Source organism: Synechococcus sp. MIT2312 (assembly GCF_059772315.1).
On record NZ_CM186281.1, the window covers coordinates 1,582,088 to 1,595,127 of the forward strand.

Consider the following 13,040-nt stretch of genomic DNA (forward strand, 5'->3'; position numbering starts at 1 on the left):
CTAACACACATGTCCTTCGATTTTTTTGTAGAGCCTCAAGATGTCCCAACGGTTTCTTCTAAGCATAGAAAGATCCATACTCAGATACCAGCACCTGGAACTATTCAAGTGCTCGAAAGTTTATATAAAAATGAATCAAGATCTATGCATGGCCAGCTTCCAATAGTTTGGGATAGAGCCATTGATTTCAACATATTCGATATAGCAGGCAACAAATATATTGACTTTACTTCAAGTATTTTTATTGCCAATGTGGGGCATTCTAACCCTGCGGTAACTTCATCAATGCAGAAATGTCTAGATTTTAATTTATATAGTTGTTATGTATATGCTAATCAAGTCAGATCGGAATATCTTGAGCGGCTTGTCAAGTTTGCTGGAAATGGTTTAGATAAGGCATTTTTACTTTCAGCTGGTACGGAGTCAACTGAAGCAGTCCTGAAACTTATGCGTATGTATGGACAGAAATCAAAGAAACGTAAATTGGGCATAATATGTATTGAGGGGAATTGGCATGGGCGGACTATGGGTGCTCAAATGATGAGTAGCAATATAAATCAAAAAGAATGGATAGGTTTTCAAGATCCAGATATTTACTATATACCGTTTCCATATCCATGGTTGGTTAGTGAGGAGGAAGGCTCTAGCTTTTTTCAAACACATATTTCTAAACTAATAACATCCCACTCCTTAGATCCATCCACAGATTTATGTGGTGTTATGCTAGAGACATTCCAAGGCTGGGGAGCAGTCTTTTATCCCAAATCTTTTGTAAAGACCTTTAAAGAATTTTGTAAAGACCATAATATTCTCCTTGCCTTTGATGAAATGCAAGCAGGCTTCGGTCGAACGGGCAAAAATTTTGGTTTTGAGCATTACGAAGTTCTCCCTGATCTTGTTGCTTGTGGCAAGGCTATGGGTGGAGGGGTCCCTATTTCAGGCGTAATTGGTCGTTCTGAACTAATGGATTTACCTTCGGTTGGAAATATGAGCAGCACGCATTCGGCAAACCCACTTTCATGTTCAGCTGCACTTGCAGTACTAGATGAAATCGAAACCAAGGATCTTGTAAGCACGTCTTTAAATAAAGGAATTCACTTCAAGAAAAGACTTAAAGACATTCAAGATAAGTTTCCAGAATATATTTCTTATGTGTTAGGTAGAGGGATGATTTTTGCTGTATTATTTAAAGAACCACTAACAGACCTTCCATTTCCATCCTTCGCAAGTCGTGTTGCTCAGATTTGTATGCAGAAAGGATTGTTAGTCACTCATACAGGTAGGGAGTCGATTAAAATTGGTCCACCTTTAACCATTCCATTTGAAGCTCTGTACGAAGCTTTAGACGTATTTGAAGACTCAATTCAATCAGCAATTTCACAAATTTCCAATGCCTAATAAAATTAACAATATTTCATCTCGATATACAGAAACAATTTATGGTTTTTCTGAACGACCAATAACTTATTACCCATCCAAGCTTATTAAGCACTTAATAAATAGATTTAACCTCTCTCCATCATCATCTTTGCTAGACGTCGGTTGCGGGAGAGGTGACTTTGTTAATGAATTTTCGCTTCGCGGATTTTATTGTACTGGTGTAGATGCTTCTGACCTCATAACTTCCACATTCCCAAATATTCCATTTGTATGTTCCGATTTAGAGTCGGATCCGCTTCCATTTCCTCCCAATTCTTTTGATATAGTATTTTCAAAGAGTGTAATAGAACATTTCTATTCCCCCGACAAACTTTTTTCCGAAATAAATCGAATTCTTAAGCCTGGAGGAGTTGTTATTACGTTGGTACCATCATGGGAGTATTGTTTCCGCAACTATTTTGAAGATTATACACATAGAACGCCCTTTATGATGCAATCTCTTAACGATATTCACCGCATCCATGGCTTTAGCAATGTTTCAGTTAATTTTTTCAGACAATTACCTATTCTATGGGGAAAATACTCATTACTGTTCTATCCTTTGTCCGAGATAACTCGTATGCTTGCCCCTATATCTTTATCCAAAAAATACAAATGGGTTAGATTTTCAAAAGAAATAATGCTTTTATCATTTGCCACAAAACCTTTTTAAACAATTATGGCTCTTAATGTCTTAGGCTTCCGTCATACCGGAATTATTGTTTCTGATATGGCTAAATCGCTTTTCTTTTATGAGTCAATATTAGGGCTCCAAGTAATTCAAAAGTTTTCAGATAATAGTGAATATATAAATACAATCACTCAAATCACTAATGGAAGTGTAGATTTTATCAAGTTAAGAGCAAATGACGGATATACTCTCGAACTTTTACAATATCCAACTCATCCTACATCTAGGCATGAACTTGGAATTTTGAATGTCGGCATTTTACATATTGCTATACATGTAGAATCAGCGATTAAGGCCTATAATCATCTTCTTAGTCATGGTATTACACCATTAAGTGAGCCCATTTTGTCCTCCGAAGGTTTTGCCAAAGTTTTCTTTTGTTTGGACCCTGATAATGTTAGAGTTGAATTTGTTGAAATGATTTCATAAACGTGGAATTCCCTAACCGTTATCAACTTTCTTCCAGACGTTCATTAATTACCGGATCTTGTGGGTTGCTTGGTTACCAACATGCTCAAGCATTGCTTGAAGTTGGTTCCGATTTGATTTTGACTGACATTTCTGAAGTTAAGTTATCAGAACAATATTCTTTTCTTCATGGATTATTTCCTGATTCTGACATACGCTCTTACGTCATGGACGTATCTTCCAAAGAATCAATTTCAAGGGTATTTAATTTACTAAAATCAGACTCATTTTTGCCTGAAATATTAATAAATAATGCAGCAATTGACCCAAAGGTAACGCAATCAAGTCAATTAATTTCTTCTTCTAGGTTAGAATATTTTCCACTAGAAGATTGGAATTTTCAGATTTCTATTGGACTTACAGGTGCTTATTTGTGCTCGCAAATATTTGGTTTAGCCATGGCTCAATCTAATAAGAGAGGGGTGATACTTAATATTGCTTCTGACTTGTCTGTTATTGCTCCAGATCAGCGTATATACTCTTCACCTGATTTACTTATTGAGCAACAATCTGTCAAACCGGTTACTTATTCCGTTATTAAACATGGACTTATTGGCTTAACAAAATACATTGCTACTTACTGGGCTAACAATGGCGTACGTTGCAATGCTCTTTCACCTGGAGGTGTTTTTACCACTCAATCCGAACAATTTGTCTCAAATCTGTCAAATCTTATTCCTATGGGGCGAATGGCAGATGTTGATGAATACCGTTCTGCTATTCAGTTTTTATGTAGTGATGCATCTTCCTATATGAATGGCCACAACCTTATTGTAGATGGAGGTAGATCTATATGGTAGTTTTTTGCCGTTGAATTCGAATTTTTATCTCTTTTTGTGATTGTTTGATTTGAAAACAAAAGTCATCCACATAATCATTGGGCTAAATGATGGTGGCGCCGAATCTGTCCTTTACAGACTATGTGTTGATACACCTGAATTTGATCATATTGTAATCTCTTTAACTGGCGAAGGAAAATATGCTTCACCTCTCCGATCTTCTGGCTTTCCTGTTTACTGCTTAAACATAACACTCTTAAATTTTTTCTTTAAATTTGCTTTTCTTGTACGCTTTTTAACTAGACAAAGACCTGATATTGTCCAAACTTGGATGTATCATGCCGCATTTTTTGGTGGCCTCGCTTCTAAGCTTTCATCAATTTCTCGACCTGTAGTTTGGAATCTAAGGCGTTCATCTATAAGTGCTTCGGACGTATCTAAGCTCACGTATTTATTAGTACGTATCTTAGCAGCATTCTCTTATGTTATTCCCGCAAAAGTTGTCGCCTGTTCGTTATCTGGAATTGATTTTCATGTTAACCTAGGATACTCTAAACATAATATGTATTACATACCTAACGGTGTAGATATTTCCCGCTTTTATCCGGATAGCTCGCTTTACTATTCCTTTCGAAAGAGATATAATATAAGTTCGTCTTTGCCTTTAATTGGGCACGTAGGGCGTTTTCATCCCTCAAAGGACCATCCTAACTTATTTTCTTCGATTAATATTTGTCGTAAATCTCCAATACCTTTCCATCTTTTGTTAGTAGGTTCAGGCATTTCAACTGCCAATACCAAATTCATGAAACTTTTGCATTCATATGAATTACTTGATAATATCACCCTTATAGATTCTTTTGACGATATTCCACTCATTATGAATGCAATAGACTTTTTAGTTTCATCTAGTTTTACTGAGGGATTTCCAAACGTAGTTTCCGAAGCAATGGCATGCGGCACTCCTTGCATAGTAACTGATGTAGGTGATTCAAGAACAATCGTGTCTGACACAGGCTGGCTATGTCCACCTTCTTCTCCCTCTTCCCTCGCTAAAGCTATCAACTCCGCGCTTGCTATTCACAATTCACATTATTATTTAGAAAAATCTTCTGACTGCATAGATCGTGTTAGTTCTTTGTTTTCATTATCTACAATGGTTTCTTCTTATTCTAGACTTTGGTCGAATCTTGTGTGATATAGCTTATGGTGTACAATTAATTGGTTTAATTAGCTAATCAAATATTTTTCTTTCGAGTACTTAGAGGCTTGATTATTTCCGGCTAATATTTTAATATAATCTTACGAATCCGCTAAATATTTAGTACATCAATTTGTGCTTACATTAAATATATTTTAATGAATCCGACGACAATTCGGCCATGCGACTCATAGAAGGTGCCTTTGAGACTATTCAAAACGGAAACAAACAAGTGACGTCTTTCCTAAAAGACACAAGCGCAACATTAATCATCTGCTCTTTGCCTATCGCTAGGTCTTTTTAGGCTTATATAAAGCCTTTTTTCAATACAACCAATTGAGTCGTGAGAAATCATGATTAAGCTTCAAATTCACATTGAATCCTATTTATTTTGATGCGATTCTTCGGCAAGTCTCGTTAGTCTTGGGCTTTTGAACTGGTAAGGTTGATAAATGCTTTATTACCTTCTGGGATTCGCTAGCTACGCCATATTTTTGATATTTGCATCAATCGTACCCTTTGAAGCGGTCTGCCTGAACTAAGAAAATAGTCTTGTTAACTTTGACATTTTATTGCTCAAAGCACTAAGATTGATTGAGTATGTAGGTCTTAGTTAGGTGAAGGTCTTTGTGGTAGGAGGCTATGCGCCTTCTCTAATTAATTTTCGTGGTGAATTGCTAAAATCATTGGTTTTACGTGATCATTGTGTTTTTGCTATAGCGCCAAAATGTCTACGCATAGATGCTATTATAAAGCGTTTAAATTATATTGGTGTTCATTATCGTACCGTTCCATTTTCAAGGGCTGGTCTTAACCCTTTTTCTGACTTATGGTCTCTAATTCGTGTAATTTACCTTTTGACGATAATCAGGCCTGATTATATCATTTCTTATACATCCAAGCCCGTTATTTATGTAGGCTTAGCCATTCGATTATTCCGATTTCTTACCTTCCATCGTTTATTTATTCGTAACGCTGCTTTAATTACCGGACTTGGCTATGCGTTTGTTGAAATAGATGAAAAGAACCATTGGAAAAGATCTTTATTGCTACGGATTTTAAAGTTTCTTTATCGTGAGGGGTTGAAGGGAACAGAGCTTGTTTTCTTTCAGAATCCTGACGATCAAATTCTTTTTCAGAAATCAGGGCTCATACCAAAATTAGCTAAATCAATGCGGTTATGGGGATCAGGGGTCGATCTTAATCAGTTCCCTCCCTGTCCTATTCCAAAAGATCACGTTTTTCTGATGGTGGCTAGATTGATAGTTGATAAAGGTGTGCGTGAATACGTTCAAGCAGCAGAAATTGTCAAAGATCGTTATCCTAAGGCTCTATTTCAGCTTGCAGGTCCAAGAGATCCAAATCCATCTGGAATTAGCGAGAAAGAATTAGATTCTTGGATTGCTAATAAGCAGATTGAGTATCTTGGTGAACTCGAACAGGTTGACAAAGCTCTTAAAAAATGTAGATATTATGTTCTTCCATCGTTTTATAGAGAAGGTACGCCACGTTCTGTATTAGAAGCTATGGCAACAGCCAGGCCAATAATTACAACTGATGCCCCAGGTTGTCGAGAAACAGTCATTCATGGCTTAAATGGTTATTTGATACCACCACGTGACATAGAGGCTCTTGCTGAAGCTATGTTTTTATTGATTGAACAAGCTGAGAATGAAACTGAACGGATGGCTCAAGCCAGCCTGGCACTAGTTCGAGAAAGATATGACGTTCGTAAGGTAAACACTACTATGATTGAAGCACTTAAATTATGAAAAACTGTTATCCATTTTTTAAGGAGACTGTTGACCGTATTTGCGCGCTCTTAGCACTCATTCTTTTGTCGCCGTTACTTCTGTTAGTAAGTTTACTCATTTATATTGAAATGAAATCACCTGTTTTGTTTCGTCAGCAGCGGCCAGGGTATCGCAAAAGACCTTTTTACCTTATCAAGTTCCGCACAATGACTACTTCGCGAGACTCCAGTGGTAATTTGCTTACAGATTCCCAGAGGATCACTCCCTTAGGCAGATTATTACGCACAACCTCAATTGATGAGCTACCTGAACTGGTGAACATTCTACGCGGCGATATGAGTTTCATTGGACCCCGGCCTCTACTGATGCAATATTTACCCTTATATTCCTCTGAGCAGGCTCGCCGCCACGATGTCAAGCCTGGCTTTAGCGGTTGGGCTCAGATTAATGGTCGCAATGCCATCTCATGGGATGAAAAATTCCGTTTGGATGTGTGGTACGTCAACCACCAGAGTTTTTGGTTAGACCTTCGAATTTTTCTGGTCACGATATGGAAGGTGATTCGACGCGAGGGTGTAAGCGCAAATGGTGAAGCCACAGCGGCACCCTTTACAGGCAATCATGTGAACCGATGAAACCATTACTCATACTCGGTGCAGGTGGTCATGCAAAAGTTATCGCTGAGACCGCAATAGCTAGTGGCGTTGCCACCAGGGTTAGCTTCCTGGATGACTCCTTTACTGATTCTGGTTCCTGTCCACCTGTTCTTGGTTGGCCTGTTATAGGTCCTCTGGCTTTCTCCCTACAGACGGACACTAAAAATCAGTTTGACGCGGCTGTTGTGGCTATTGGCGATGCCGTCACTCGCCTGCTTTGCATAGAGAAGCTTCAAACAGCCTCTTACGACCTCCCATCCTTGATTCATCCCACTGCTTACATATCGCACTCAGCGAGGATCGGCTCTGCATCAGTGGTGTTTGCCCAAGCGGCTGTTCAAGCCCAGGCGGAAATCGGCATTGGCGCAATTCTGAACACTTCTTGCAGTGTTGATCATGATGCCAAGCTTGCTGATGGTGTCCACATCTGCCCTGGTGCTCACTTGGCCGGTGGGGTGCAAGTCGGTAATCGCAGTTGCATTGGCTTGGGTGCTTCCGTCATCCAGCAGGTGTGCATCGGCTCTGATGTCACAGTCGGTGCTGGAGCTGCGGTGGTAAGCGATCTTTCGGATGGTGTGACTGCCGTAGGTGTTCCTGCACGGCCGTTGTACTCACACTGAATTAACTACTTGCGAAAGTGACTCTTAGTTCTTGGCCACAATTTGATGCCCAGCAGATCGAGGCAGTCAGCCGTGTGCTTGCCTCAGGCAAGGTGAATACTTGGACAGGTAAGGAAACGAAGTCATTTGAGCACGACTTTGCCGAGTGGAGCGGCAATAGTCATGCAATCGCTATGGCCAATGGATCCTTGGCCCTTTCAGCTGCATATTTGGCTATTGGCTTGGGCCAAGGCGATGAGTTGATCACTACACCGAGGACCTTCATCGCTACTGCTTCCAGCGCTGTGTTGCTCGGAGCTAAGCCAGTATTTGCCGATGTGGATCCTGATTCCGGTGCGATCACCGCAGACACCATCGCCCCCCTGATCACCCCTAGCACCAAGGCCATTACCGTGGTGCACCTAGGTGGTTGGCCAGCAGACATGCTTCCCATCTGTGATCTCGCCCGCGCCCACGGCATCGCTGTCATCGAGGACTGTGCACAGGCCCACGGCGCCCGCATTCACGGTCAATCAGTGGGCAGCTTCGGGGATGTGTCCGCCTGGAGCTTCTGCCAGGACAAGATCCTCACAACAGCCGGGGAGGGCGGAATGGTGACCACCTCATGCCCCGAAATCTGGGATGCCATGTGGGCCTTCAAGGACCACGGCAAAACCCACGAAGCGGTCTTCGGTCGCGAGCATCCGACTGGTTTTCGCTGGCTGCACGAACGCTTCGGCTCCAACTTTCGCCTCACCGAGCTCCAGAGCTCAATTGGACGCATTCAGCTCCAGCGCCTGCCCAACTGGACCGCCACCCGCGCCCGTAATGCCACCTTACTCTCTGATGCCTTGGCCGGTTGCTCTGCGGTCCGTGTACCCCTGCCCCAAAAGAGCATTACCCACGCCTGGTACAAGTTCTACGCGTTCGTGCGGGCCGAATGTTTGGCAGATGGCTGGTCCCGTGATCGCATCCTTTCAGAGATCGCGGCCCTCGGTTATCCAGCTCTTTCTGGAAGCTGTAGTGAAATATATTTAGAAAAGTGCTTTCAAGACGCTGGGCTTACTCCGGCTATAAGGCTGCCTGTCGCCAGGCAGCTTGGCGAGACAAGTCTGATGTTCCTGGTGCACCCCACAATCACCCCCGAACAAATGGCGGCCTACGCCGAAGTTGTTCATTTTGTGGTGAAACAAGCCTGCCGTTAATACGTTTTGGTTTCGACCCAGAATCTGGAGTAGCTTTCTAAGCATTGCTAGCCATACTCAGCAGAGAACGCTTGGTGACCAAAACCTAATTTCTGCTAGCTAACTAATGCTTTAACCCAACAGTGGCGTTGGAATTCCTCGAAGGCGGTGTGGAGTAATTGCCATTAGTAATGCAAGACAAATTCAAGGCCGTGCGCGACTTTATTACAGCATCAAAGAAACATACCTGCTTGCTTGGCCGATGCCAGACTTATGAGAATGAACGAAGTCATTAACGCTCCCACGATGCTCATCACCGGCAGCAATCTCCTCATGAACCGGCACCACTAACGTCAGTCCATTCCCCTGATTAATAACTGTCCAACCTCTCTACCCTCTAGGCCCAAAGCCATGCGCCTTTAGAATAAAAGTGCATTGCTAAATGTAGTGAATTGCTGGTTACGCGGAGATCATGGCAAAAATATTGCTTCTAAAGACTATCGTCTACCGTGGTTCTCTGATGAATGATTGTAAATTTCAGTTGACCGGCTCGCAGGCTGCGGCCACTACCTCCAAAAGTCACTATGTTTCAAAGCTCTCACTAAACTCCATTAATATCAAGTGATTGCTTCGCGCTCTGTAGCAGTACAGCTTTTGGCAATTTGCGCGCCACTTGGTGCAGACGCTTTGGGATGCAGGCATAATTTTTAACGCTGTTTTGGCAGAAGCATTTTTGAACCCCCTCGGCGCTGCCACCAATCGGATGTTGCGGCTACCTCCAAGGCAACGTCGCCAGCTGCTGATCGCCGTCGATGCATTACTGCTGCCGCTGGCGGTGTGGCTTAGTTACTGGCTGCGGTTAGCGCATCCCTTCCATCCCAGCTTCACCACCGCTGGAAGTTGGTTGGTGTTAGCCGTGCTCTTCATCGGTCTTCCCCTTTACGCCATCACGGGGCAATACAAAGGCCTCACACGCTATGTCGGAAGTGCCGCGCTTTACCGCCTCACCGGTCGTAACGGTCTCCTAGTGATGTTGCTAATAGGCACCGGTGTGATGCTGCGGCAGCCAATGCCGCCCCGTAGCAGTTGGATTCTGCTGTGGTTGCTGCTCACTGGTTTTACAGGGGCTGTGCGCTTTGCTCTGCGCGATGCTTTGCACAACTTGCGTTGCACTCAGTACAAGCAACAATTTCGCGTCGCCATTTATGGCGCTGGAGAAGCCGGCGCCCAGTTAGCTGCAGCCTTACGCCTAGCTGGTAACCACAAAATCGTAACTTTTCTCGATGACAACCCCGCGTACTGGACTCGAACGATTAACGGAGTATCAATTCAACCTCCCCAAGCATTGGCTGCTCTTGATGAATCGATTGACCAGGTACTGCTGGCGATTCCTTCCTTGCCTCGCTGCGAACGACGCCGCATCGTCGATGACCTCCAGCGACGCAACATCGACGTCCTACAGGTTCCCTCGGTAGATGACCTGACCTCTGGCCGAGCAAATATAGATGCCCTAAGACCGATCGCGATTGAAGATCTGCTCGGCCGTGATGTGGTGCCGGCCGATCCCAAGTTGCTAGGACCCGGCATTCGTGATGCTGTCGTCTGCGTCACCGGTGCTGGCGGATCGATCGGCTCCGAACTATGTCGCCAAATCTTTGCCTTAAAACCCAAAAAACTGATTTTACTGGAGCACAGTGAACCCTCTCTTTATGGCATCGAGCAAGAGCTTCGTTCGCTCTCTCCAGATGTGAACTCTCTTCAGGCGGTGTTGGGCAGTGCGACTGATCCACAACTGCTACAGCACTTGTTTGCCGAACAGGCTGTAGAGGTCGTGTTTCATGCTGCTGCTTATAAACATGTTCCCCTAGTGGAAACCAATCCATTGGCAGGTCTAGCCAACAACGTTGGTTCAACCCATCAGGTCTGTCGTGCTGCCTTAGCTACTGAAGTGAGCCAGGTGGTGTTGATCTCCACCGACAAGGCAGTCCGCCCCACCAATGTGATGGGGGCATCAAAGCGATTAGCGGAATTGGTGGTGCAGGCTCATGCATCTGAAACAAGCGGTACCCGCTTTGCAATGGTGCGCTTTGGAAATGTCCTCGGCTCTTCCGGTTCGGTGGTGCCCCTGTTCCGCCGTCAGATTGCAGCAGGTGGTCCGATCACCCTCACTCATCCAGAAATCATCCGCTACTTCATGACTATTCCAGAGGCAGCATCACTTGTGTTGCAATCAACAGTGATGACCAAAGGTGGTGATGTGTTCTTGCTGGACATGGGTGAACCTATACGAATCAAAACTTTGGCCGAGCAGATGGTGCGGCTCAGTGGTCTCTCTTTGCGGGACATCACGAACAAAAGCGGTGATATTGAAATTGTTTGTACTGGTTTACGAACTGGTGAGAAGCTATACGAAGAGCTGCTGATCGAAGCCGAATCTCTTCCCACGGACCACCCGCTGATTTACCGAGCTAAGGAGCGAGCCATCCCACCACAACAGCTTTGGCCACAGCTAGAAGAACTGGAGTCGGCAATAGCTCAGCAGGAAGTTGAATCTGCTCTAGAAATATTGTCTGAATTGGTGCCAGAGTGGCAGAGGGCTTCTGCTTCGTGATTTGGCAGCTGAAAACAGAGTTTTTGAAGACCTGCTGTTCATAATGAACAATGACTTTAAACCATTTCCATCACAAAAATTTCTCAATGAATTGGTGATGTTCTCGGTCATTAATCTACAGCAGTTCAAGATATAAGAATTACTCTCGTGATTAACGCGCATTCGGATTAGAGCTGGTAACGGGTTTGGTCACCACAAAAGTCGTCAGGGTCAGGAGACACCAGTCCACACAAAAGCCAACTCGCCGGGAACATCAAAACGATTGGCAATGCTTACAAGCTGAGAATCAGTTTTACCTAGGCTCTGAACCAATCTCGAGAAAATGGGTGTTTATTTAAAACCCGCTCGGATAAATCAGTGAAAAAGCACTTAAGTGGCAGTCATCATGTGGGCCACCAATGCATCAGGATCATCCAGCGTGAAACGCCGCTCTTCGCCGTTCACAAGCAATGGTTTCAGCAGTAGTTCGCCGGCTTTTGCTTCCTCATCACCAATCACCAAAGCCCAATCAGCACCACTGCGATCTGCGCGCTTAAATTGCTTTCCAAAGGCAGCGGCAGAGCCATCGAGTTCAACGAACAAACCAGCAGCACGCAACTGCCTGGCCAACCTCAAAGCGACGGCCTCAGCTTGCTCGCCGCGGTTCACCAGATAAATGTCCGGAGCTTTTTCGGATGTGAGCCTGGCGGCAGCTCCATCGGCGTCTGCTGATGCTGCCGCTTCCAGCACGAGCATGAGTCTCTCTATCCCAAGTGCCCAACCCACTGCAGGCGTGGGAGGGCCGCCCAGCTGTTGGACTAATCCGTCATATCGACCACCTCCGCACACTGTGGCCTGAGCGCCAAGCTGATTGCTAGTAATTTCAAAAGCTGTATGGCAGTAGTAATCGAGCCCACGAACAAGCCGGGGGTTGAGCTGAAACGGAATGGCTAACTGACTTAGCAAACGCTGTACAGCCTCAAAACGCTGTGAACTTTCTTCGTTGAGTGCATCCAGCAATGTAGGGGCATTTGCGAGCAGTGCCTGAGTCGATTGATTTTTGCTGTCGAGGATGCGCAAAGGGTTAGTGGTCAATCGCTGCTGAGAATCGGCATCCAACTGATCGACTCGAGCTTCTAGCCAGTTGACTAACTGCAGGCGATAGTTTTGACGATCCTCCAGGGTGCCAAGGCTGTTGATCTGTAGTTCCAGTCCGGATACACCCAGGTCACTAAGCAAATCCCACGCCAAAGCGATCACCTCAACATCACTGCGGGCGCTATTCACTCCAAGAAATTCAACGCCGATCTGATGAAACTGGCGTTGGCGTCCGGCCTGAGGACGCTCATAGCGAAACATGGGCCCGGAATACCAAAGCTTCTGAGCTCCCTGACTCAATAGGCCGTGTTGCACTGCTGCGCGCACAACCGAGGCGGTGCCCTCAGGTCGAAGCGTGCAAGAGCGATCGCCGCGGTCCAAAAAGGAGTACATCTCCTTGCCCACCACATCAGTGGCTTCACCAATCCCCCGAGCGAAGAGATCAGTCACCTCAAGCAAAGGCGTTCGAATCTCCTCGACTCCTGAGCGCAGGAAATGGGAACGTGCCACAGCCTCCACCGCTTGCCAACGCCGGGTCTGATCGGGCAGAAGATCGACCATGCCACGAAGGCTCTGCAGCTGACTCACACCGTTGTTGCTT

Annotated in this window: 11 protein-coding genes; 10 read left to right on the forward strand and 1 reads right to left on the reverse strand. The window is 44.7% G+C overall.

Features of this window, described 5'->3' with window-relative positions; translation table 11 throughout:
- Positions 1–9 precede the first annotated feature (9 nt).
- From AC6EI9_RS09205 to AC6EI9_RS09250, 10 genes are all read left to right on the forward strand, one after another.
- The gene (locus AC6EI9_RS09205; RefSeq protein WP_498467497.1) at positions 10–1,398 is read left to right on the forward strand and encodes an aspartate aminotransferase family protein; all 1,389 of its coding nucleotides are present in this window, start codon (positions 10–12) and stop codon (positions 1,396–1,398) included.
- Positions 1,391–2,092, forward strand: coding sequence for a class I SAM-dependent methyltransferase (locus AC6EI9_RS09210; protein ID WP_498467498.1), 702 nt, complete (start codon positions 1,391–1,393; stop codon positions 2,090–2,092). Before AC6EI9_RS09205 ends, AC6EI9_RS09210 begins: the two co-directional genes overlap by 8 nt.
- Positions 2,093–2,098: 6 nt before the next feature.
- Positions 2,099–2,539 (forward strand): VOC family protein, encoded by a 441-nt coding sequence (locus tag AC6EI9_RS09215; protein ID WP_498467499.1) that lies wholly within the window; start codon positions 2,099–2,101, stop codon positions 2,537–2,539.
- A 2-nt stretch (positions 2,540–2,541) separates the two neighbouring features.
- Positions 2,542–3,378, forward strand: a complete 837-nt coding sequence (locus AC6EI9_RS09220; protein ID WP_498467500.1) for an SDR family oxidoreductase — start codon at positions 2,542–2,544, stop codon at positions 3,376–3,378.
- Between the two features lie 49 nt (positions 3,379–3,427).
- The gene (locus AC6EI9_RS09225) at positions 3,428–4,555 is read left to right on the forward strand and encodes a glycosyltransferase (protein WP_498467501.1); all 1,128 of its coding nucleotides are present in this window, start codon (positions 3,428–3,430) and stop codon (positions 4,553–4,555) included.
- A gap of 632 nt (positions 4,556–5,187) precedes the next feature.
- Positions 5,188–6,330: a glycosyltransferase family 4 protein gene (locus tag AC6EI9_RS09230; protein ID WP_498467502.1), complete on the forward strand. Its 1,143-nt coding sequence runs from the start codon at positions 5,188–5,190 to the stop codon at positions 6,328–6,330.
- Entirely contained in the window at positions 6,327–6,947 is a 621-nt protein-coding gene (locus AC6EI9_RS09235) for a sugar transferase (protein ID WP_498467503.1), read from the forward strand. Before AC6EI9_RS09230 ends, AC6EI9_RS09235 begins: the two co-directional genes overlap by 4 nt.
- Positions 6,944–7,588, forward strand: coding sequence for a NeuD/PglB/VioB family sugar acetyltransferase (locus tag AC6EI9_RS09240; RefSeq protein WP_498467504.1), 645 nt, complete (start codon positions 6,944–6,946; stop codon positions 7,586–7,588). The genes AC6EI9_RS09235 and AC6EI9_RS09240 overlap by 4 nt, the downstream gene beginning before the upstream one ends.
- Before the next feature lie 92 nt (positions 7,589–7,680).
- Positions 7,681–8,772, forward strand: coding sequence for a DegT/DnrJ/EryC1/StrS family aminotransferase (locus AC6EI9_RS09245; protein WP_498467505.1), 1,092 nt, complete (start codon positions 7,681–7,683; stop codon positions 8,770–8,772).
- Between the two features lie 742 nt (positions 8,773–9,514).
- Positions 9,515–11,362 (forward strand): polysaccharide biosynthesis protein, encoded by a 1,848-nt coding sequence (locus AC6EI9_RS09250; RefSeq protein WP_498469999.1) that lies wholly within the window; start codon positions 9,515–9,517, stop codon positions 11,360–11,362.
- A gap of 369 nt (positions 11,363–11,731) precedes the next feature.
- On the opposite strand, the gene hisS is transcribed toward AC6EI9_RS09250, so the two are convergent.
- Positions 11,732–13,027 carry a histidine--tRNA ligase gene (gene hisS / locus AC6EI9_RS09255; RefSeq protein WP_498467506.1) on the reverse strand — a complete coding sequence of 432 codons (1,296 nt, stop codon included), beginning with the start codon at positions 13,025–13,027 and terminating at the stop codon, positions 11,732–11,734.
- Positions 13,028–13,040 lie beyond the last annotated feature (13 nt).